Genomic DNA, 22065 nt, shown 5'->3' with positions numbered 1-22065 from the left:
AACAGCCACGAGAGCAGCTGCGCGAACAACTACGAGAAGAACGCGCAGAAGGCGCAGAATCGGCGCCGGATTCGCCGCGCTACTTTTGGGAGCATCTACTTTTGGCGCTATGCCTGCCGCTTCTGCCACCAACCAAGTTGGAACAGTGGCGGCAACTTCTACCGCCACCCAGGTTGCCTATCCTGCCGCTAGTGCACCGGCCACCGGGCGATCAGCGCCGGCAGTTTTGCCCAATTTGCCGCTCGCGCCTGCGGTGCGGGCTACCAACCAGTATTTTTTCAAAAACTCTTTGACCAGCGGGGTGGCCGACTTTTCGATCTATTACGGCAACCCGGGCGATACCGTCCTGGTAGGTGATTGGAACGGAGACGGCCGCGATACGCTGGCGGTGCGCCGCGCCAACCAATACTTCGTCAAAAACTCCCTGGCAAGCGGCATAGCAGATCACGAGTTTACTTACGGTAACCCAAACGACTCTGTGCTGGTAGGCGATTGGGACGGCGACGGCGTCGATACGCTAGCGGTGCGCCGCGGTAACCAATACTTCGTGAAAAACGACCTCAAAACCGGTGTGGCGGACCAAGTTTTCGTCTACGGCAACCCGGGCGATACCGTGCTGGTAGGTGATTGGAATGGAGATGGCCGCGATACGCTGGCGGTGCGCCGCGCCAACAAGTACTACGTAAAGAACAACCTAGAAACCGGAATCGCCGACCACGAGTTTACTTACGGTAACCCAAACGACTCTGTGCTGGTAGGCGATTGGGACGGCGACGGCGTCGATACGCTAGCGGTGCGCCGCGCCAACCAATATTTCGTGAAAAACGACCTCAAAACCGGCATAGCGGAAACGGTTTTCGCTTACGGAATCAATATCGACGCCGTTTACGCCGGCGATTGGAACGGGGACGGCCGCGATACGCTCATGGTGCGGCGGATGGAAGCAGAACCGGAATCGGCAGGTATACCGGTGATGGTCTACGGCACTTTGCGTACCGGGCAGGAAGCAGATTTCGTGGTGAATGGTACCTATACCTCGAAGCGAGTTGCCCGGGCACCGTGGGCGGAACTGTGGGTGACCAACGGTAATCCGTTGCGCGGGGTGTGGCCGTGGGCAGTACCTGGAAATCACGGGTTGGTTGGAGAAGTGCTCACCTTCGGGCCCGCGAACTACAACCAGATGATCCGCAAACTGGACCGTTGGGAAGGTTTTGTACCGGGGCGTTCCCTCAACCGGATGAATTACACGCGCGAAATCGTGGATACGAATCTGGGGCCCGCCTATGTTTACGTGGCCACGCCTTGGCGGCAGGCACAGGCCCGCGCCCACGGCGTGCTCCTCCCCGATGGAGATTTCACCCGTTACTAAAAGAAAACAGAACCAGGCAATGCAGGCAAAGCAGCCCGCTAAAGCCAACAAGAAGCAAGCGGCGGCCCCACAGAACTTGGCAGGCCCTAAGGGACGGCGTAGCACCCAGTAAAGCTGAGCAGGCCCTAAGGGACGGCAGTAGCACCCAGCAAGAGAGGCACAGAAGCAATGACACACGCACCCACAGCTAGCAATAACTCGCAAGGCACCCGGCAACGCGGCCTCGCCCCGCACCGCACTACATTGTTTTGGAAACCTTCCTTCCAGAACCCTTCCTCACGGAAACCTTCCTTCCAGAACCCTTCCTCACGGAAACCTTCCTCACGGAAACCTTCCTCACGGAAACCTTCCTCACGGAAACCTTCCTCACGGAAACCTTCCTCACGGAAACCTTCCTCACGGAAACCTTCCTTCCAGAACCCTTCCTCACGGAAACCTTCCTCACGGAAACCTTCCTCACGGAAACCTTCCTCACGGAAACCTTCCTTCCAGAACCCTTCCTCACGGAAACCTTCCTTCCGCAAAGCTTTCCGCCACGCGTTCTTCCAAAAAGCTGTGGCAGCAGGCGCGGCCTTCGGTTTAGCTACCTTTGGGCTGTGCGGGCTGAGTGGCTGTAGCAAGAGCGCCCAGGCCGCAGATCCATATCCTGATCCGGTACCGGTAGCGAGCGCCGCACCTGGTCGCGAGGCCGTGCCCGGTGCCGACGCCGCCCCCGCAGCTTCCGCGCAAGCTTCCGCTTCTCCTGCTTCCGCGGGGGAAGAACCGAGCACGGTACCAACTTCTCCGGAAGGGGATGTGGAGGCTACCGTGGGCACTCCGATCGGGCTTGCCGCAGACAGTGGGAATACCTCGGTGTTTGAGCTGACTGTCAACAGTATTACGCAGCAGACCACTTGCCCTTCGAAACTAGACGGCAGCGCGGTACATCCCAGTAAAGATAATTTCCTCGTAATTGATCTGAGCGCACAGATGAGCCCCGAATACGCGGCGAAAGATCCCAAGTACCCCTTCCTCACTTTGGACCGTGACGTTTGGTACATTACAAATCCGGCCGGGGTGATCGAGGAGGGCACGCTGAGCGTGAAGAGCTACGAATGCTTCGGCGATGCGGAAGCAATCCAGCCCTTCGTAAATCCCGGCGAAGCGGTTGCGGGAAAGCTTGCCCTCGATACCGATACGGAACACGGCTATCTTCACTACAATCCATTCGGAGTGCCCGGTTCGGGATGGCGCTGGGCGTTCTAGCTAGTGGCCCGTTGCTAACTAGTGACCGAACGCGTTAGCGCTCTCTTGGCATTGCAACGCTACTGGGCGGCGGAACGCCACCGTGTGGGACCGCTGGCGAAACGTCGTCATGTGCCGGCATAGCGGCTGTTTAAACCACCCCGTGCCCACAAAACACTTTTTTGGGCAAGAGCGCTGATAGTATCCGAAAACGAGCAGCGGCTGCACTAGGAATCACAGTTTTGCGGTTCTTTTCGCCCTAGACTCGGAAAATACCGGACGAGTGAGGATTTTAAGAGAAATGAAGATAGCGGTAATTGGTCTCGGTTACGTCGGGCTTGCCAACGCAGTACTTTTGGCACAGCGGCACGAAGTTATTGGTGCGGACTTAAACGAAGCACGGGTTACCCAACTCAACGCCGGGATTTCCCCAATTAAGGATGCCGAAATTTCCGAGTACCTGCGCGAAAAGGAACTCGATTTCCGGGCCACCACCGATAACATCGAAGCAATCACCGGGGCCGATTACGTTATTATCGCTACCCCTACCAATTACGACGAAGAACGCAACGAATTCGACACCGGTTCGGTAGACGCCACGATCATGCAGGTGATGGAACATAACCCGCAGGCCGTGATCGTTATCAAATCGACCATCCCCATCGGCTATACCGCTTCCCAGCAATCCCGCCACCCGGCAGCGAAACTAGTGTTCAGCCCCGAATTTTTGCGGGAAGGCAAAGCCCTTTACGATAATCTCAACCCGTCCCGGATCGTAGTTTCCGGATATCAGGAAGGCGCTACCGAGTTCGGTAACTTCTTGGCGGAAGGGGCACTTCAACCGGACGTTCAAATTCTCCACGTAGATACGAACGAAGCCGAGTGCATCAAGCTTTTCTCTAATACTTACCTGGCGATGCGGGTGGCTTTCTTCAACGAGTTGGATTCTTTCGCGCTCACGCACGGTTTCGATACCAAGCAGATTATCGACGGCGTGGGGCTCGATCCGCGTATCGGCTCCCATTACAACAATCCGAGCTTTGGCTACGGCGGCTACTGCCTACCCAAGGATACGAAGGAACTGCGCGCCGATTTTGAAGGCGTGCCCCAAAACCTGATTTCGGCGATCGTGGATTCGAATGAAACGCGGATTACCTACCTGGCAGATCGGGTAGCGAAAGCCGGCTACAAGACCATTGGTATTTACAAGGTAGCCATGAAATCGGGCTCCGATAACCATCGAGCTTCGGCGACCGTAAAACTGGCCCAGAAAATCGCTGCTCGGGGCGTCCAAGTTTATATTTACGATCCCGCCCTCACCGGTCCCGAATTGTACGGCTTACCAGTACTCGAGGATTGGGAAGAATTCACCGGCAAGGTGGAAGCCATAATCACCAACCGGCGCGATCCAAACATGCCAGCCACGGAAAAACCCGTCCTCACGCGCGACGTCTTCGCCCGCGACTAAACCGCCCTATGCTTTCCCCTGCCCTATGCTTTCCCGCGAGTGAGAATATTTGCCCGGGCGCGCAAACCCGTGTGCAAAGCGGCGCGCAACGGAGCATAGAGCGGGCCGCGGTAAACCTCATCGAGGTAGTGCGCGGCGGAACGGTGATGTTCGCGGATCATGCGCGCGGGGCGTTCCCGCCAAGAAGTGCCTTGCTCATGGGAGATATGTGCCTGCGGCAAGAACACTGACTGCCAGCCGGCCCGGGCGAGTGCTTCCCCCAGTGCGACGTCTTCAAAGAACATGAAATAGGCGTCGTCAAAACCACCGATCTGGGCGAAAGCTTCCCGGCGAAGCAAGAGGCAGGCACCGCTCAACCAGTCCACGGTATGGGCATGGCGGGTGTCCGCATTTTCTCGGTAGGCACGGCTCCACGGGTTATTAGGCCACACGTCTGCAAAAAGGGCGTGCCCGATGCCCGAACCTAGGCGTGGGAAGCGCCGGGCGGAAGGATAAATCTCGCCTTCTGGAGTTTCGATGCGCGGGCCGAAAGCGCCACCTTTGGGCCACAAGCGCGCCCCGGAAATCATGGCGTCCCCACTTCCGGGGGCAAATACTACGTCTGGGTTTACTACGAACAGCCACCGGCCGGTAAACCCGGCAGCCCCCAGATTCGCGGCTCGCCCATAGCCGAGGTTATCGCCCGGGCAAATGTATTGCCCGCCATGGCGCCGCGCCAGCGCGAAAGCGTCCTCATTGAACCCGGAGTTATCCACAATCACCAGTTCGTAGGGCGTGCTAAAAGCACCGGGGAGCGATTCCACAAAGTCTGCAAGTTGTGTACCAGAGTTATAGGCCACGGTTACCACTCGTATATCCACGCGCCTAGCCTACTTGGAAATATCCGTGTGCGGTCAAGATCACCGTGGCCCTCCTCTAAAATCGCTTTGCAGACTGCCCTTCTTCCGCCGTTTTCTGGTTCCAGGCCTTTATGATGGACGCGTGGCGAATAGTAACCGGGCCCCAGTACATCTCCTCGGCAAGCGGCGAGGCCCTCGCATCATGCGTATTTTCGGCCTGATTATTCTCGCTCTCCTGTTAGCTTTTGGGAGCGCCGCTGGCTACCTGTGGTCGCGCGTGCAAGGCAATATCGATAGCGCGGATATTACGAAACTCTTACCTGAAACTAAGGAGAACGAACTCCAAGACATTGCCGCGGGCCAGCCCCTCACTTTCCTGGTGCTCGGCTCGGATGCACGATCCGGGGCTTCGGATGTTGATGGGTCGGGGGCGGCCGGCGAAGTAGAAGGCATGCGTTCCGATACCACCATGATCGTCCATATTGCGGCTGATCGTAGCCGCGTTGACGTGGTATCCATTCCCCGCGACACCGCGGTGGATGTGCCGTCTTGCACGATCCGGAAAGGCCCGGATAGCGAAGAAACCACCACTACGAAAGCTATGACGGATGTGCGTTTCAATGCCGCTTTTGCGGCCGGCGGGCAAACCGGTGATGTTGCTTCTGCGGCGGCTTGTACCATGCGAACTTTGCAGGAAGAAACCGGGCTGCGTTTCAACGGCTACGTGGTAGTAGATTTCGCTTCCTTCATTACCAGCGTGGACGCAATTAACGGCGTGCCCATGTATTTCGAAGAACCTATGCACGACGAAAAAGCTGGTCTTGATATTGAGGCCGGTTGCCGGTTGTTGGACGGTCAGCAGGCTCTAGCATTGGCCCGTGCCCGCTACCAGATCGGGGACGGTTCCGATATTTCGCGGATCGGCCGCCAACAAGAACTGGTGATGGCCGTGGCCAACGAGGTGCTCAGCTCAAACTTGCTGGCAGATGCGCCGCAGCTTTTGCGCGTGGTAGACGCCGTTTCCCAATCCGTGAGTGTTTCTTCCGGGCTGGGCCAAATCTCCACAATCGCCGGCCTAGCTAATTCGGTGCGCGGAATAGACCCGAAAAATATCCATTTTGCTACCATGCCTTTCCAGTATTCGGGCAACCGGGTGGTAATAGATAAGTCCGCGAAATACGTGTGGTGGGCAATTAACAATGACGTCCCCTTCGAAATGTATGAGGAAGCCAACGAACCGCGTGCCTACGAACCGGCAGGTTATAACAACGGGGAACCGCTTCCTGCCGGTGGCGGGTACGACGCCGCTAACCCCGCCACGGATAATTCCGGCGCGGGAGCTGAGGCAGGCAACCCGGCATCCGGACCGGCTGCCAATTCTTCCACTCCGGGCGGGCACGAAGGCGGCCTGCAACCCGGCACGAACGAAGGTACAACCGGCGCCGGAACTGACGCGGGAGCCGGCGAGGCGGGTTCCGGTGGTGCGGGAGCCGGTGGTGCGGGAGCCGGCGAGGCGGGCCAAACTGAGCCGCAGCCTTCCCCCACTACTCCGGTATGCACACGGGAAAACGCTATCCCCAGAAAATAGGTAACCGCCGCCGCGGGTTTGCGGCGCTGGCGGATTTGCTGCTCCTGCGGAATTGGGGCGGCGGCGGATTTGCAAGGTGGCAGAATTGCAAGGCGAGCGAATTTCCGGCGCAAACGGATTTCTGGCCCGGCAAGTTTCCGGCGCGGGCAGGTTTGCAAGGCGGCAGAATTGCGGCAAGGTTAAAGAGAGAATATTACTGCCATATACGGTATAAACGTAGGAAGAGATCCCCGCGCATCGCGAGATCGCCACACTATCCTTAACCACAACTGTAGAAACAATTAGCAAACTAGCAGGTGTCCCTCATGAATCAGCAACCGCCCTCGTTTGAACCTAAGCGGCGCCGCCCGCGGCCTAACCAGGCGGGCGCCCAACGGGTCGCGCGCGGCGGGGCAGCTGCTAATTCTGGCGCTGCGAATGCTGGCGGTAACCCTGGCGCTTCACGGGCCGCCCGGCGCGAAGAACTGCGCCGCCGGCAAGAAAAACTAGCACGCGAACAGCTTCCCGATCCGCGCGGGCAACAGGCCCCCAGCCCGCGGGCAGAATGGCGGCCCAGCGCGCAAATGGAAGAAAATCTCACGGCAGCCGGGCAGCGGGCCGGCGCCCCGCGCCGGCCCGCTGGTCAGGTGCGGCGCACTTCCATTATGGGGAGCGAAAACAACGCGAACGCCACGCCCGGGAATATCTACGGCGATCCGGAATTCTTCGGCGATGCTTATGCGCCTTCCCGGCGCGGCAGTGCACAGCCGGGCGAAGACGCATCGGCTGGACTGTCCCAGGCTGATGCGCGCGCTGCGGGCAAACGCTATGCCGGCTCGCAACCACCGGCTTTCCTCCCGGGCGGCCGGGCGGCCCGGCGCGCAGACGATGCTGCCGCGCAGCGGGCAGGTGGCCCGGGTGAACACGGGTGGCCCGGCGCTGGCCCCGGCGCGAGTTCCAGCTCCCACCCGCGGGCGAGCCAAAACGCCGGCGTAGGTGCCAGCGCTGCCGGGCGTTACGGCGGAGGCTATGGCGCGGGCTACAGCGGCGGGCCGAGCGCAGGTAGTGGCGCGGGCTCCGGCGTCGGCACCCCTGGGGCAGCGGCAGCTCGCCGCCGGCCGCATTGGGGGCGGCGCGTTTTGCTGGTCTTTTTGTTGGTAATCGCGCTCGTGGTGGCTTGGGTCGCATATTTGTACGTTTATGGTTCGGGAAAAATGAACCATGTGGCCGCGCTTAGCAATTCCGGCAACACTCCCGGCACCACGTACCTAATTGTGGGTTCGGACGCGCGGGAAGGCGATTCGGATGTAGATGGTGCCGGCGCGGTTGGGGCGATTAGCGGCCACCGTGCCGATACGATCATGATCTTGCACGTCCCCGCCTCCGGCACCACTTCCCTGATTTCTTTGCCGCGTGATTCCTACGTGGAAATCCCCGGCCACGGGCATGGCAAACTCAATTCTTCTTTCGCGCTGGGTGAGGAACCACTTCTCGTGGCCACGGTCGAAAACCTTACGGGCCTGAATATTGATCACTACATTCAGGTTTCGATGGGCGGAGTAGCGAACCTGGTAGATGCGGTAGGCGGCGTCAACCTGTGTTACGACGCCGATGTTTCGGATGTTGATTCCGGGATGGAATGGACGGCCGGCTGCCATGATGTGGATGGTTCCACCGCCCTCGCATTTTCCCGTATGCGTAAATCTGATCCGCTGGGCGATATTGGGCGGACCAACCGGCAACGCCAAGTCATTTCGAAGCTGATTTCCAAGGCCGCTTCCGCTTCTACCCTCGTAAATCCCCAGCGGCAACGTGACCTCGTAGGTGCGGCGGCCAGTGCGCTAACCACCGATGAAGATAGCTCCCTGCTAGACCTTGGCCGCGCGGGCCTGTCCTTGCGTTCCGTGCTCGGCGAATCCGGGGTTTCCGGAGTGCCACCCATCGCGGATCTCAACTACCGTGCCAACGGGCAATCCAATGTGTTGCTCGACCCGCAGCGCACTCCCGAATTCTTCGAAAAGGTACGCCAAGGTACGATCACCCAGGCCGAAGCCATAGGTATCGATATCCAGCCCTAACCTCTCCGGCTCGCTTACACTGAGAGCCGTGGCAGTTAGCGCAGGTCTCCAGAAACTGGTCGATAAGTTCCTTAAAGGCCAGTCTTTTCGTGAGTGGTTCATCGAGTTTTTGCAGTTTTGCACGGTTGGGCTCGCTTCCTACGTGGTAGATGTAGGGCTCTTCAACCTGCTCGCGCACGCCGGTATCGTGCAGCTTCCCGGTGATCCGTCCATGACGGCGAAAACTATTTCCGTCAGCGTTTCCGTAATTTTTTCTTGGGTGGCCAACCGTTTCTGGACTTTCCGGAAGGTGCGCACTAACAATAAACCACGCGAGTTCACCCAATTTGCGCTCGTGAATATTGGTGGGATGCTGATTGCCTTGGTTTGCCTGGCATTTTCGCGTTACGTGCTGGGCTTACGTTCTGCCCTGGCCGATAATATTTCCGCCAATATCGTTGGCCTGGTGCTTGGCACTGCCTTCCGGTACGTCATGTATAAAACCGTGGTCTTCGCTGCGCCGGCCACGCCCGCCACAGATAAATAACGCCCCGCACCTGCCACAGATCAGTACCGCCCCTCAGTACCGACCGGCCACACCGTCCAGGGGTTCCGCACCACCCGCCACGCTGTCCAGGCTGTCCAGGCGTTCAGTAGCGTCGCCGCCGCGCGCCCACAGAAATCACGCCTCCGCTGGGCATTACTCGCCGCGGATCTAGTTCTTCGGGCAGGGCACGGAGCGAGAGCGTGAAAATCGGGGGCTGTTTTTGTGTTAGTTCCAGCCGCCCGCCAAAGCTTTCGGCCATATCGCGAGCCAGCGGTAGGCCTATCCCGGTAGAGCCGCCGGTAGAAAAACCTTTCGTGAAAACCGCTTCGGCAATTTCTGGGGCCACCCCTTCCCCTTCGTCAGCCACGCTGATTACGGCACCTTGGCCCACATTTTTCGAACTCACCGTGGTGGTTCCCGCTCCGTATTTGAGGGAGTTTTCTACCAGGGTGGCAATAATTTGGGAAAGCCCGGAGGGGCTGGCTAAAACCGGGCCGTGGCTGGCCGCCACGAATTCCACTTCCCGGCCCGCGGCCGCAAAAGCCTGTTCCCATTCCGCTTTTTGTTGCGCGAAAACCGGTTCTAGCGCCACCGCTTCCGTGCCCGCGCTTTCCTGCCGGGAACGGGCCAGCAAATCGTCAATAACCTGCGTGAGCCGTTCTATTTGTTCCAGGCATTGGGTAGCTTCCTGGCTTACCGCGGCGTCGTCGGAAAGATACTGAATTTCTTCTAACCGCATGGAAAGCGAAGCGAGGGGTGTGCGCAACTGGTGCGAAGCGTCTGCCGAAAACTGGCGTTCGGCGGAAAGACGCCCCGCGAAACGGTCGGCGGCACGCTGAATTTCCTGGTACACAAGATCTATTTCTTCAATCCGGGAAGGTTTCATGCGCGGGCGGGTTTGCCCGGCACCGAGCTGTTCCGCGGCGGCTGCCAAATAGATCAGATGGGCGCTTAGTTTGCGCGATTCGCGGCGTGCCACGACGACGCCGAACAGCCCGCCCACCACCAGACTCACCAGAAAAAGACCGATGGCCAGGCCGATCACGGCGGTGGGCCGGTCCCAACCGGTACGCGAATAGTGGTCAAGAAGCAGCAGGAGCGGTATACCTGTACACGCTCCCGCTACGCCCGCCACCGTGACGCAGAGTAATACTGCGCGTAACCGCATTAGCGGTCCTCAAACCGGAAACCCACTCCCCGCACGGTCGAAATATAGCGCGGGTGGTCCACGTCGTCTCCGAGTTTGCGCCGCAACCAGGAAATATGCATATCGAGCTTCTTCGTGGATTCGGCGTTTTCCGGGCCCCAAACTTCTTGCAAGAGTTCCTCACGGGAAACCGCATTGCCCGCGTTACGAATAAGTACCGAAAGCAGGTGGAATTCTTTGCTGGTGAGCGGAAGTTCTTTCCCGTTTTGGGTAACCCGGTAAGCGGCCGTATCAATCACAATGTCTTGAGCAGCTAATTCGTGCGGCGCCGTTTCGGGAGGATCAGTGCGGCGCAAGAGTGCCCGCACGCGAGCCAGAAGTTCGGCGAGCCGGAAGGGTTTGGTCACGTAATCATCGGCTCCGGCATCCAAGCCCACCACCATATCGACTTCTTCGCTACGAGCCGTCAAAATCAAAATGGGGAAAGTGAAACCATTTTGGCGAGCATACCGGGCCACTTCCAAGCCGTCCATATCCGGCAGGCCCAAATCGAGCACCATCAAATCCGTACTTTTCCCCATGGCTTCCACGGCTTCTTTGCCAGTTGCGGCCAGGCGAACGGTATATCCTTCGCGCGATAAAGCGCGAGAAAGCGGCTCCGAGATAGCCGCGTCATCTTCCACTAACAAGAGGTTCGTCACATGGTCAATTCTAAGGCAGATGCGGCTGAAAATCAGTATCCGCAAAGTCTTCATCAGCCGCGGCCACGCGCCGCAACTCCACTACTGCCACTTCCCCCAAGCCTTGCAACTCCGGCGAACCCACACCGATAGCCATAAATTGCCCCTCGGCCACCATCTGCAAAATCTGGGCCACTTGCTTGGAAGTCAGGATCGTGCCCGGGCTGGCCACATCCGCCAAACGGGAAGCCAGGTTCACCGGCGCGCCAAAAACATCACCGAAGCGGGCCAATACCGGCCCCCAGGTGAGCGAGGCACGCACGGCCGGCATTTCGGGTATCGCCCCCAAGGCGTCTACCACGTCGCAGACGACGTTTGCACCGGTAACGACGTCGTCGGCAATAAACAGGAAGGCATCGCCGAGGGTTTTCACCACGCGCCCTCCGCCGCTGACGATAACGTCTCGGCAGGTGTAGTCGAAGGCCTCAATCAGGTCCATAAACTCGCCTGGGTTGAGCCTTTCGGTACGGCTCGTAAAGGACACCAGGTCAATAAAGCCGACGGCGCGGTTCAGCTCCAGGGAATCCACATTGGCCGTTTCCAGTTGGGAAAGTTCGGCTTCGGAGCGGCGCAGCAAGCCCGCTAGCTGGCGGCGCCATGAATAAGTAAGGATTTCTTGGAGCAGGCGCTCGTAGTCCATGAAATGGTCGAGCACCCAGCTCCGGGCCTCTACCGGCGTGAACCCGTATTCGCGGCCGGCCAGTTCCACCAAAGTTTCTTGCTGCCACTGCAACAGCCGGTCTGAAGTGTGGGAGCTGGCCCGCAAAAGTGCATTCACCGCCACCTGGTTGAGGGAACCTTCCTCGATAACCTCCGCGCAGCGAGCCAGTTCCATAATGTCCAAATTGGTGAAAACCCGCTCGTTTTCGTCAGCAATCGTGGGGAAACCCAGAGACAGCCACATGCGGCGCACGGCTTCCGCACCCATACCCGTGATTTCGCCAGCTTCCCGCAAAGTGTAGGTAGGTTCGCCGCCTTCCAATTGACGCACGTGCCGGCGCACCCGTTCCGAACGCGGCCCGCCGTGTTTTTCATCGAGCACACCACCATCTTCAAAAGCTTCAACTTGGCTTTTAGCAATCCGTGCCGATTCATCAACATCGGTGGTGTGCAAACGGCCGGGCCGGGTAGCGCGGCGGCGCTCCTTTTCCGCAAAACGTGCAAAATGTTCCGTTTTCCCCGCATTTTTGAGCGCCTCTGCACCGTTCGCGGGGCCCGGGCCCATCACTTCGTCAATCAAACGTTGCGGGGAAACCAATTTGGGGCTTGCCGGCGCCTGCGCACCCGTAGTAGTACTTGCGGAGGGTGCCGCATGCACTGCTTGTGCGGCGGCAGCTGGCTGCGCGGTGTTAGCTGGCTGCGCGGTGGGCGCCGGATGCTCTGAAGGTGTATGCCCTGTATGCGTTGCTGCGGCTGGCGTGGCTATACCTTGCGGCAACGCGAATTGTTCCGGCAAAGCACTCCTCCCTTCAAACACGTTGGTCTTCAGAATGTTTACTGCTGAGTTCTACTAGAAAAGCCTAGCACGCCGTGGTACTCATCACACACTACTTTAGCGGTTCATATTTTTCCTGCAAGCCCTACCTGCAAGCCCACCCGCTAAGCCCTACCTGCCAAGCCCCACAAGCCAAAGCGAAGCGGAACGACTATTGTAAAGGAGTGCAGACAGAACGTGAATTTACCGCAATTGATGCGCTTGCGGAACGCTATTATCAGCAAAAGCTGGATACTTCGCCAGAAACCGTAACGTATACGGGCATTGCTGGCGCTCCGGAAACCCAGCTGGATGATGTTTCGCCAGACGGAATCGCTGCCCAGGTTGACCTGGCCCGCGCCACCTTGCGCGAGCTTGCTACTTTACCGGAAGCGGACGCTACCGACCGCGTGACGGCGGCGGGACTGCGCGAACGGCTGGGCTTGGAAATTGAATTGTTCGAAGCTGGCGAATCGGTGGGCGAGCTGAACAATTTGGCTTCTCCCGTGCAGGGTATTTCCGAAGTTTTTGATGTGATGGCCCGGGAAACGCGGGAGGATTGGGAAACTATCGCGCAGCGTTTGCAGGCCGTGCCCGGGGCGCTAGCTGGATATCAGACCTCGCTTAGCCTCCGCCTGGAAAAAGGCCCGGTTTTCCCCTTACGGCAGGTAACGCGCTGTATTGAACAGGCCGAACAGGCAGCGAGCCCCACGGGTTCCTTCGCGAAATTACGCGAGGCGGGCATGGCGGCCCAGCCGGATACCGCCCGTGCTTTGCAGGCCGGGGAGGAAGCGGCGCGGCGCGCTTACGGGGAGCTTGCCCAGTTCTTACGGGAACGGATCGCCCCGCACGCAGTTACGTACGACGCCGTCGGCCGCGACCGTTACGCCCTCCACTCTCGCGAATTCTTAGGCGCTACGGTGGATCTGGATGCCGCCTACGAATGGGGCTTGCACGAATTGCGCCGCATCGACCGGGCGCAACGCAAGATCGCCAAAGATTTGTATGGCGATGGGGTGAGCGTGCGAGAGGCTATGCACCGCCTCGACCAAGAAGAGCGCTACACCCTCAACTCGGTGGCAGAACTGCAGGCGTGGATGCAAAAAACCGCGGACGAAGCAATGGAAGCGGTACAAAAGTATTTCGATATCCCCGAACCGATGCGGACGATTGAGTGCATGATCGCCCCTTCGGATTCTGGCGCAATCTATTACACGGGACCTTCCGATGATTTCTCCCGGCCTGGCCGCATGTGGTGGTCAGTGCCTACCGGGGTTACCAAGTTCTCCACGTGGCAAGAGAAGACGACGGTGTTCCACGAAGGCGTGCCCGGCCACCATTTGCAATTGGGCTTGGCGGTCTATTTGAAGGGCATGCTCAATACGTGGCGGCGGCAAGCCTACTGGGTTTCTGGGCATGGCGAAGGCTGGGCTTTGTATGCCGAACAGCTCATGGCCGAACTTGGGTTCCAATCTGATCTGGGCGACCGCATGGGCGTTTTGGATTCGGAACGGCTGCGGGCGGCCCGGATTATCGTTGATATGGGCGTGCATCTGGGTAAAGACAGCGGGGATTGGGCCAAGTTCGCGGTCCAACCGGCCGGTTCTGCCTACGAGCCCGCCCGTACCGGCAAGCCCTGGGATCATGCCAGTGCCTGGGAATTCTTGCGCGAAAACGTGGCGATGGAAGAATCCTTCCTTGCTTACGAGTTGGATCGTTACCTGGGTTGGCCCGGCCAAGCTTCCAGCTACAAGATCGGCCAGCGGATTTGGAATGAGCTGCGCGATCATGCCCGCGAAGAAAAAGGAAGCGCCTTCAATCTCAAGGATTGGCATATGCAAGCACTGTCTTTGGGCGGTGTGGGCCTCGACGTTTTGCGGCAGGAGCTCGCATGAGCGAGGAAGAAAAAGCACCCGAAACTACTCCCCCGCGCCCACCTAAAGACCGGGCAAATGTTTTCCCCGGGGTGGGCCCGGCCGGGCCCGGCCCTGCGGACGGCCCGGTATTGCCGCGTTTGCAGTTGCTTTTAGCCAGCCAGTCCCCGGCCCGCCTCGCTACTTTGCAGGCCGCGGGCGTGGAACCGCTGGTACAGGTATCACATGTGGATGAGGAGGCCTTGCTGGCGCGTTTGGAACGCGGCGGGGCCTCCCCGGCCCAAAAAGTACTCGCCCTAGCTTCCGCTAAAGCGCGTGCTGTAGCTGGCGCTTTGCCGGCAGCGGCACAGCCGGCCGCCGATTTTGTGCTGGGTTGCGATTCTATGTTTGATTTTGCGGGCGAAGTGCACGGCAAACCCCATTCTCCTGCGGTGGCGCGAGAACGGTTGCGGCAAATGCGTGGCAAGTCTGGGGTTTTACATACCGGGCATTGTTTGGTGCATGCCGGAACTTTGCGTTCTTTGGGTGCCGTTTCCCATGCTCGCGTGCATTTTGCTCCGCTCTCCGATTCGGAAATCGACGCTTATATTGCCACCGGGGAACCGCTCGAAGTGGCCGGCTCTTTTACTACCGATGGCCGGGGCGGGCCTTATATTGAAAAGATCGACGGCGATTATCACGGCGTCGTCGGTCTCTCTTTGCCGCTACTGCGCCGCATGGCCGCTGAATATGGGCTCTCTTTCACCCAGTTTTGGGCCGCTCCGGCAACCCCGGCCCGCGGGGTTCTTCCCGCGTGGACGGCGCAACTTTTGGCTTCCACGCGGAAGGGCCGCTACAGCCACGGCGCGGACGGGTTTATGCTCAGCCAGGACGGCACGCGGCATTGGGGTATGAAAGGCGCGGCTGGAGTGGCGGCGTTCCGGCGCACCGCGGCCGGCCGGTTAGAACTTTTAATGCAGCACCGTTCGCAGTGGTCGCACGGCGGCGGAACCTGGGCGGTAGCTGGCGGTGCCATTGAATGGGATGAGACGCCGCGCGAGGGCGCTCTGCGCGAGTTCGGGGAAGAAACTGGGATCCCAGCTAGTGCGCTCTCTATTTGCGCCAAGCACGTGGCAGATCGCGGTGATTGGCAATACACCACTTTCGTGGCACGGATAGACGGCGACGTGAGCCCGGTACCCGACGCTGAATCCATTGCTTTGCAGTGGGTGGATATCGACGCCGTCGAATCGCTGCCCCTGCTACCGTCCTTTGCAGCCTCCTGGCACCAGGTACGCGCCCTCGCGGCCAAAATCTAGCCCGGCTAGATGGTGTGTGAACCCCGTATGAACCCCGTAGCCGCCGGTTGATTGGGCGGCTACGGCCGGCTATGGCGCACAGTACACGTCTACCGGGCAATGCACGCCTACCGGGCGGGCGCAAAAGCTGGTGACATGAGCGCTCTAGCCCGCCGGCATTGTGGACGCTATAGCCCGCCGGCGTCGCGTGAGCGCTATAGCTCGCCGGCGTCGCGTGAGCGCTATAGTTCGCCGGCGTCGTGGGCGCGGACCATTTCCGCGTTCGCGTCTGCCGGCAGGTTGGCAATATAGGGCGGGTCGAAATCTTGCGGCCCGACTTCTTGAGCCCCACCCGGGCTGCCCAAATCAGTGAAGAATTCGGCGCTGAGCTCTGCAAACACATTCCACTCTGCGGGGAGGTCATCTTCGTAATAGATAGCCTCCGTGGGGCACACAGGTTCGCACGCCCCGCAATCCACGCATTCTTCCGGATTAATATAGAGCATCCGGTTACCTTCGTAGATGCAATCCACCGGGCACTCATCGACGCATGCTTTGTCTTTGACGTCGAGGCACGGCATCGCAATTACATAAGCCACCGGTCCACTTCCCTTCTCGCTACTTTTTCACTCACTACTAAGGCTAGTTCTTCTACTACGGTTAGCTCACCGCGCGGATACTTGTGTTTCTCGGCAGTGTCGCCTGCAAGCAACTTGGCCGTGCCGTCTGCAAGCAACTTGGCCGTGCCGTCTGCAAGCAACTTGGCCGTGCCGTCTGCAAGCAACGCGGCTGCCTACGTTTTCTGCGAGCAGCAATGCTGCTCGCGTTTCTTGCAAACACCGCAGCTGTCCCAGTATTCCTGCGCTTGGTACCAAACGCGAAGTAGGTTTCCGTGCAAGTCACACGGCTGTCCGCGTTAGCCTAGCTGATTTCGCGGGCTCGGCACACCCCTCACCTTAGTCGCAGGTGCGCCCGTTGACGGGCTGGTAAGTCCAGTTGTACGAAGAATCCTCAACCACTGTCCCTTCCGGGTCGGTAACGGTCCGCGCCACCGTGACGGTGAAACCAGGCCCGCCCCGGCCCTGCGGTTCGCAACCCGGCCCAGAATCTTGCACCATCGTGGGTTGGGTGTAGTTACGCGGCGCAGAAGTCGAAGTCTTCACGTCAAAATACTTGGTGGACCAAAGCTTAGTAACCACTTGGCCGTTCGCGATATAGCTGTCAATCACCGCGCCATAGGGCGTGCGATTGCCCCACACCATATCGATCGAACCTTCCCACAAAGTGGCTTCCCGGCCCATCGGATAGCGCTCAAAATACTTCGAATGCGGCTTGTGCTGAATATCTTCCATACCAGCCAAATAACCAATGTTGAAAGTATTCGTAGACAGCTGGGACAGCCCGCCGCCCAGCGCTGTGTCATTGAAGCCGTTGGCCACCACGCCCGAATCCACAAAACCATTCGCGTGCGTAATCGGCCCCAAAGTTTGCAAGAGCGAGAACTTTTCGCCCGGCTTGACAAGCGTTCCCGCTACCTTCTGGCAACCGACCCGCAAATTCGTGGTACGTACCGAATCGCTAGTGAGCGGCGTCGAAATTTCTGCCACCACTTCCTTGATCCCCATCTTTTCGGCATCTTCCGTGGTGAACGACGCCGGACTTGCTTCCACTTTCGGTTTTGCTTCCCGTTCCGCCGCTACCGTTTTGATTCCCACTTGGGAAACCTGGGCTGCCAGATCCGCATCGTCAATCGTCTGCCCGTCCACGGAAGGAATAATCGTGGGCGTGGTGTGGTCTACGATCTCGATGCGCGCGTCTTCACCCGGCTTCAAAGCATCCGGCAGTTGCTTGCGCACTTCATCTCCCAAGATTTTGCCGTCAAGTTGGAGTTGCAGGCCCGCCTCACCGGGAGCAAAGCTTGCCGCCTGGGCGAGGGTGGCAGGTTGGAGCACGGCTTGGGCTTCTCCCACCTTGACCCGTACATCTCCGGAAACCAGCGGTGTGGCTAATTCGTTTTGCGCTTGGGTGGCCAGGGCATCCGTAATTTGCGGTTCGCTCCGCTGGGCCGCCAGCTCCACGTTTTCCTGACCCTGTAGCGGGCCATCCAATAGCGCCTGCCGGGCAACATCCGCCGGCACGGCCGCCCCCGACTGGCTGGGCGTGATCATCGGCGCAATCCCCTCGTATTGCAAGGTGGCATTTACAGCCGGGGTGCCGGTGCTCGCCATGAGTTCTTCGGTGTGCGCGGCAAGTTGAGCTTCGTCAAAAGTGTATACGGGCGCAAGTTCATGTTCGCTTACAAAGTGAGCCCACACTTGGCGCGGATCCAAAGAGAATTCAGTCAAGCCCCGCAAAGTCTGCGGCACGTCTACTTGCAAGCCGTAGCTTGCCGGATTGGCCGTATAAACCTGGCCATCTACCAGGTAGGTAACGTCCCGATTGAGCCGTTCTGTAAACGCGCTGGTGAGGGTAGCTTGCGCCGCCTCGGGATCGAGGCCACCAATTTCAATACCGGCAACTTTCGTATTCTGACTCACCCGGCCCGAAGCATAATATGCTAGGCCCGTATAGGCCGCGGCCAGCAGGATAATCAGCGTGAGCACTACCCACGGCCAGCGCAAACGCCGCGCAGGCGCATTTGCTACCGCAGGTGCCGGCGCGGGCGCGGATCCCGGAGCGGGTGCCGGAGCGGGTGCGGGCGAGAGGGCGGGCGCGGATGCCGAAGCGGATGCAGGAACTGGGCGAGCGCCGCCTCCCGGAGCTGCGTTCCCTTGCAATCCTGGTGCTGGGTAGCCACCATTCGCATAAGCGGCATTCGGGTAAGCCGCAGTTGGGGCTCCCGCGCTGCCCGTTGCGGAAACCGGATAGGCCGCGGCCGGATAAGCGGCAGTTGGCGCGGTGCCCGCGCCGCCGGCCCCAGGGGTAATACCGGCAACAGGTAAAGCTTGCGTGGCCTCGGTGTTGGCCTGCGCGCGAATTTCGCTACTCAGGCTAGCGTAGGGAGAAACCACCGGCAGTTTTTGTGTTGCTGCCTCTGGCTTTGCCGCCGCTTGCGTGGCTACCTCAGGCATTGCCGCCGCTTGCATGGCCGCCTCTGGCTTTGCCGCCGGCCCGGTCTCTGGTGCGGCAGCTGGTTGCGGCTCCGGAAGGAGCATCGTTTCCGCAGCAGGTGTTTCAACAGCCGATGTTTCAGCAGCAGGCGTTTCCGCAGCCGGTGTTTCAGCAGCCGACTTTTGCGTTGCGGCATTTTCCGTTTCGGAGGTGCGCCCTGCTTCGGGGGCTCGCTGTGTTTCAGAAGTACGCTCTACTTCGGGGGTTGGCCGTGCTTCGGGCAGGCTCTCGGTTTGCGCAGTAGCACCCTCCCCAGCTTCCGGGGTCGGCTTTTGCGCAGCGGCTCCTGCTGGTACAGCTATATGCCCTTGTGCGGCGGAACCCCTCGTTTCAGCGGCTGCTTCCGGCCGGTTTTCGGGCACCGAGTGCGGAAGGTTTCCGTCTTTTTCAAAATCTGCCACTTCAACTCCCTCTGCTACGCGCCAGATTCTACCTTTTTACGCCGCGGTTCCCCCCGTTCCCACGCACCTGGATCTCGCGGCGCGCAGGGGCGGGCGCGGCGCACCTTGCAGACGCCACCGCGCACTCGCGTACTGCTTCTTATTAGCCCTGTTTTGCCATATTCGCGCCGGAGTTTTCCTGCTGCCGGTAAAACTCGCGCTGCTCTCGCCGAAGATTGCGGCGGCGCCGCACGGCATATACCACCAGCGGTGCCACCCCCGCGATGGGCGCAAGCACAAGCCAAATATTTGCCAGCGTTGCGTTCACCAAGACGACGTCGTTCGCGGGCGCCCGCCACATAAAAGCAAAGGTGAGCGCTTCGGCCACCACGTAATAACTCAACCAGCCCGCATTCTTGCAGGTATCGAGCGCATACCAGGCGCCCGTGGCGAGCACCGCGAAAGCGATGATGGGGCCTACCCACATCATATTGAGAGTCAACCCGGGTAGGCCGGCCATTCCGCCATGCGTCACCACACCCAAAATGCCCGCAAAGGCACCCAAAATTGCGCCCATAAGAGCCCGCAACCACACCGGCTGGGATTTACTCCGCGCGTATGGATCTTCCGGCAAGGCCGAATTGGCTGCCGGCACGGCGGAGCCTGCTGGGAACCCCGGTTCTACCGGTACACCGGCGCCCACCGGCACGCCGGCCGGCAGGTTCGGGTTTCTGGCCGGTAGATTTCCCGCTTGCGGGCCCCCGCTCGGCCAGTTTCCTGGATGCGGGGCCCCGCCAGGCAGGTTTCCAGCAGGCGGGTTTCCGGCCGGCGAGTCTCCGGCAGGCGGTTGTGTATGCGCACCAAAGGTCATAGGTCTCAGCCTAGCCAATCCCTACTTCTTCGCGGCACGCTTGCGCCGGCCAGCCAGCTTGCCGCGTTCCACCGCGGATAGTTCGACCTTGCGGATGCGGATCTTCTCCGGAGTTACCTCAATGCATTCGTCATTGGAAGCGAACTCAATGGATTCTTCGAGGGTCATTTGCCGGGGTGCCTGCAAGACTTCCATCACGTCCGCCGTCGCCGAACGCATATTCGTCATTTCCTTGGCCCGCACCACGTTCACGTCCATATCCTCATCGCGCGGGTTTTCGCCCACCACTTGGCCTTCATACACTTCATCGCCCGGGGAAACGAAGAAAGTACCGCGATCCTCCAGCCGCAACAGAGCATAAGACGTAACTTGACCGGCTCGGTCGGCCACCAAAGAACCGGTGGCGCGCGATTCGATCTCCCCCATCCACGGCGCATACCCATCAGAAATGGAAGCCGCAATACCGGTACCGCGAGTTTGGGTGAGGAACTGGGAACGGAAACCGATCATGCCGCGCGCCGGAACCACGAATTCCATCCGCACCCAGCCGCTCCCATGATTCGCCATGGTTTCCATGCGTCCTTTGCGAGCCGCCATCAACTGGGTAACGGTACCCAAGAATTCTTCGGGCACATCAATCGTGGTCCGCTCCATCGGCTCATGGAGTTTACCGTCGATCATGCGAGTCACCACTTGCGGTTTACCCACGGTCAGCTCGAAATTCTCCCGCCGCATCTGTTCCACCAAAATCGCCAGCGCGAGTTCGCCGCGGTCTTGCACTTCCCACACGTCCGGCCGGTCGGTAGGCAAAACCCGAATCGAAACATTACCCACGGTTTCTTGCTCCAGGCGGGCCTTTACCTGCCCAGCGGTGAGCTTGTGGCCCTTCCCGCCCTGGCCAGCCAGAGGCGAAGTATTAATACCAATGGTCATGGAAATTGCGGGCGGATCCACGTGGATGGGCGGGAGCGGGCGCGAATCTTCCAGATCCACCAAAGAATCGCCGATCGTAATCTCATCAATACCAGCCACGGCCACAATATCGCCCGCATAAGCGCTCTGTGCCGGGCGGCGCTCCAACCCTTCGGTTACCAATAGCTCAGAAATCCGCACGGAAGAAATCTGCGGGGCGGTACCGTTGGTGCCGGCCGCCGCAGCTTTACTTTCCGCGTGGTGTTCTTCCGCGCTAGTTTGTTCTTCAATACCGTCCACAATTGCCTGCGGGTGGCGTACCCACCCTACCGTGGCACCCTTTTCCAGCCGCCCGGAGTAGATACGCAACAATGCGAGCCGGCCCAAGAAGGGCGAGGCGTCCAGATTGGTTACCTGCGCGGCAAAAGGCGCGTTTTCGTCAAATTCGGGAGCCGGAATGTATTCCAAAATCGCCTTGAACAGCGGTTCGAGATCGGGGTTATCGGGAAGTTCGCCATCTGCCGGCCGCTGCAGCGACGCATAACCCGCCTTCGCCGAAGCATAAATCACGGGAACGTCCAAAAGCTTTTCCAGGGCTTCTTCATCCGGATTGTCCAAATCCGTAGCCAGCTGCAAAAGCAGGTCCGCCGTTTCCTCTTCCACTGCCGCAATCCGCGCGTCCGGCCGATCCACCTTGTTGATCACCGTCACCACCGGCAAGTGCGCTTCCAAGGCCTTGCGGAGTACAAACCGCGTTTGTGGAAGCGGCCCTTCCGAAGCATCCACCAGGAGTACAACGCCGTCGACCATCGACAAACCGCGTTCCACTTCTCCAGAAAAATCCGCGTGCCCGGGCGTATCGACCACGTTAATCGTTACCCCGTCCGGTGCCCCAAATTCGCTAGCGGAAGGCCCTCGGTAATGGATCGCCGTGTTTTTAGCCAGAATCGTAATTCCTTTTTCACGTTCCAGTTCCCCGGAATCCATCACGCGCGTACCGGTTTTTTCCGGGTTCGCGCGATCCCCCAAGGCCCCGCCCTGCCACAGCATGGCGTCCACTAGGGTGGTCTTACCGTGGTCAACATGCGCCACGATCGCGACATTACGAAGATCTTTACGAGTGCTCAAAAATGTGCCTTTCTTGCTTCCACTTGCTTCCACTAGAAGCGGCGCGGTGCCGAGGGAAGCGCCCAGGCCATGTTACTCGT

18 protein-coding genes are annotated in these 22065 nt (G+C 59.5%); 8 read left to right on the top strand and 10 right to left on the bottom strand.

What is annotated here, in order from left to right; translation table 11 throughout:
- The first annotated feature begins 145 nt into the window (after positions 1–145).
- The gene (locus H8274_RS02900) at positions 146–1369 is read left to right on the top strand and encodes a gamma-glutamylcyclotransferase family protein (protein ID WP_185933791.1); all 1224 of its coding nucleotides are present in this window, start codon (positions 146–148) and stop codon (positions 1367–1369) included.
- 238 nt (positions 1370–1607) lie between these two features.
- Here H8274_RS02900 and H8274_RS09980 read toward each other — a convergent pair whose 3' ends face one another.
- Positions 1608–1844, bottom strand: coding sequence for a hypothetical protein (locus tag H8274_RS09980; protein ID WP_420807979.1), 237 nt, complete (start codon positions 1842–1844; stop codon positions 1608–1610).
- An 80-nt stretch (positions 1845–1924) separates the two neighbouring features.
- Between H8274_RS09980 and H8274_RS02890 the strand changes: the two genes are divergently transcribed.
- Together H8274_RS02890 and H8274_RS02885 are read left to right on the top strand one after the other, a co-directional pair.
- Positions 1925–2614, top strand: a complete 690-nt coding sequence (locus H8274_RS02890; RefSeq protein ID WP_185933789.1) for a hypothetical protein — start codon at positions 1925–1927, stop codon at positions 2612–2614.
- A gap of 280 nt (positions 2615–2894) precedes the next feature.
- Complete coding sequence (locus tag H8274_RS02885; RefSeq protein WP_065414882.1) at positions 2895–4061, top strand: nucleotide sugar dehydrogenase; 1167 nt, start codon at positions 2895–2897, stop codon at positions 4059–4061.
- Between the two features lie 23 nt (positions 4062–4084).
- Here the strand turns inward: H8274_RS02885 and H8274_RS02880 are convergent, their stop codons facing one another.
- The gene (locus tag H8274_RS02880) at positions 4085–4921 is read right to left on the bottom strand and encodes a glycosyltransferase family 2 protein (RefSeq protein ID WP_185933788.1); all 837 of its coding nucleotides are present in this window, start codon (positions 4919–4921) and stop codon (positions 4085–4087) included.
- A gap of 121 nt (positions 4922–5042) precedes the next feature.
- Here H8274_RS02880 and H8274_RS02875 point away from each other — a divergent pair, with 121 nt between their 5' ends.
- The 3 genes from H8274_RS02875 (at position 5043) to H8274_RS02865 (ending at position 9071) form a co-directional block, all read left to right on the top strand.
- Positions 5043–6488 carry an LCP family protein gene (locus H8274_RS02875; protein ID WP_244924509.1) on the top strand — a complete coding sequence of 482 codons (1446 nt, stop codon included), beginning with the start codon at positions 5043–5045 and terminating at the stop codon, positions 6486–6488.
- A gap of 305 nt (positions 6489–6793) precedes the next feature.
- The gene (locus H8274_RS09715; protein ID WP_244924508.1) at positions 6794–8545 is read left to right on the top strand and encodes an LCP family protein; all 1752 of its coding nucleotides are present in this window, start codon (positions 6794–6796) and stop codon (positions 8543–8545) included.
- Between the two features lie 28 nt (positions 8546–8573).
- Positions 8574–9071, top strand: coding sequence for a GtrA family protein (locus H8274_RS02865; protein ID WP_185933787.1), 498 nt, complete (start codon positions 8574–8576; stop codon positions 9069–9071).
- 103 nt (positions 9072–9174) lie between these two features.
- Here H8274_RS02865 and H8274_RS02860 read toward each other — a convergent pair whose 3' ends face one another.
- Genes H8274_RS02860 through H8274_RS02850 form a run of 3 tightly spaced genes read right to left on the bottom strand, consistent with a single transcriptional unit; the run spans position 9175 to position 12414 of the window.
- On the bottom strand, positions 9175–10239 hold the full coding sequence (locus H8274_RS02860) for a sensor histidine kinase (protein WP_185933786.1): 1065 nt from the start codon (positions 10237–10239) through the stop codon (positions 9175–9177).
- Positions 10239–10919, bottom strand: a complete 681-nt coding sequence (locus tag H8274_RS02855; RefSeq protein WP_065414880.1) for a response regulator transcription factor — start codon at positions 10917–10919, stop codon at positions 10239–10241. The genes H8274_RS02860 and H8274_RS02855 overlap by 1 nt, the downstream gene beginning before the upstream one ends.
- A gap of 10 nt (positions 10920–10929) precedes the next feature.
- Positions 10930–12414, bottom strand: a complete 1485-nt coding sequence (locus H8274_RS02850; protein ID WP_185933785.1) for an adenylate/guanylate cyclase domain-containing protein — start codon at positions 12412–12414, stop codon at positions 10930–10932.
- 203 nt (positions 12415–12617) lie between these two features.
- Between H8274_RS02850 and H8274_RS02845 the strand changes: the two genes are divergently transcribed.
- Together H8274_RS02845 and H8274_RS02840 are read left to right on the top strand one after the other, a co-directional pair.
- A complete protein-coding gene (locus H8274_RS02845; protein WP_049618992.1) occupies positions 12618–14327 on the top strand; it encodes a DUF885 domain-containing protein in 1710 nt (569 codons plus the stop codon).
- Positions 14324–15604 (top strand): Maf family nucleotide pyrophosphatase, encoded by a 1281-nt coding sequence (locus tag H8274_RS02840; protein ID WP_185933784.1) that lies wholly within the window; start codon positions 14324–14326, stop codon positions 15602–15604. The genes H8274_RS02845 and H8274_RS02840 overlap by 4 nt, the downstream gene beginning before the upstream one ends.
- Before the next feature lie 221 nt (positions 15605–15825).
- Here the strand turns inward: H8274_RS02840 and fdxA are convergent, their stop codons facing one another.
- From fdxA to H8274_RS02815, 5 genes are all read right to left on the bottom strand, one after another.
- A complete protein-coding gene (gene fdxA / locus H8274_RS02835; RefSeq protein WP_049618952.1) occupies positions 15826–16182 on the bottom strand; it encodes a ferredoxin in 357 nt (118 codons plus the stop codon).
- Complete coding sequence (locus H8274_RS02830) at positions 16170–16367, bottom strand: hypothetical protein (RefSeq protein WP_185933783.1); 198 nt, start codon at positions 16365–16367, stop codon at positions 16170–16172. The genes fdxA and H8274_RS02830 overlap by 13 nt, the downstream gene beginning before the upstream one ends.
- 172 nt (positions 16368–16539) lie before the next feature.
- Positions 16540–19095: a VanW family protein gene (locus H8274_RS09870; protein ID WP_276330071.1), complete on the bottom strand. Its 2556-nt coding sequence runs from the start codon at positions 19093–19095 to the stop codon at positions 16540–16542.
- A gap of 142 nt (positions 19096–19237) precedes the next feature.
- The gene (locus H8274_RS02820) at positions 19238–19945 is read right to left on the bottom strand and encodes a hypothetical protein (protein WP_185933782.1); all 708 of its coding nucleotides are present in this window, start codon (positions 19943–19945) and stop codon (positions 19238–19240) included.
- A gap of 21 nt (positions 19946–19966) precedes the next feature.
- Positions 19967–21985, bottom strand: a complete 2019-nt coding sequence (locus tag H8274_RS02815; RefSeq protein ID WP_185933781.1) for a GTP-binding protein TypA/BipA — start codon at positions 21983–21985, stop codon at positions 19967–19969.
- Between the last annotated feature and the right edge of the window lie 80 nt (positions 21986–22065).

The sequence above is a fragment of the Actinobaculum suis genome (assembly GCF_900618115.1).
Taxonomy (GTDB): Bacteria; Actinomycetota; Actinomycetes; order Actinomycetales; family Actinomycetaceae; genus Actinobaculum; species Actinobaculum suis.
Note: the sequence above shows the minus strand (reverse complement) of the source record. Positions and strands in the feature narration are given on the sequence as shown.

Bases quoted from the DNA above. Each gene is read 5' to 3' on its own strand.
- H8274_RS02860 (WP_185933786.1), bottom strand. From the start codon at position 10,239: ATGCGGTTACGCGCAGTATTACTCTGCGTCACGGTGGCGGGCGTAGCG.
- H8274_RS02820 (WP_185933782.1), bottom strand. From the start codon at position 19,945: ATGACCTTTGGTGCGCATACACAACCGCCTGCCGGAGACTCGCCGGCC.
- H8274_RS02885 (WP_065414882.1), top strand. From the start codon at position 2,895: ATGAAGATAGCGGTAATTGGTCTCGGTTACGTCGGGCTTGCCAACGCA.
- H8274_RS09715 (WP_244924508.1), top strand. From the start codon at position 6,794: ATGAATCAGCAACCGCCCTCGTTTGAACCTAAGCGGCGCCGCCCGCGG.
- H8274_RS02840 (WP_185933784.1), top strand. From the start codon at position 14,324: ATGAGCGAGGAAGAAAAAGCACCCGAAACTACTCCCCCGCGCCCACCT.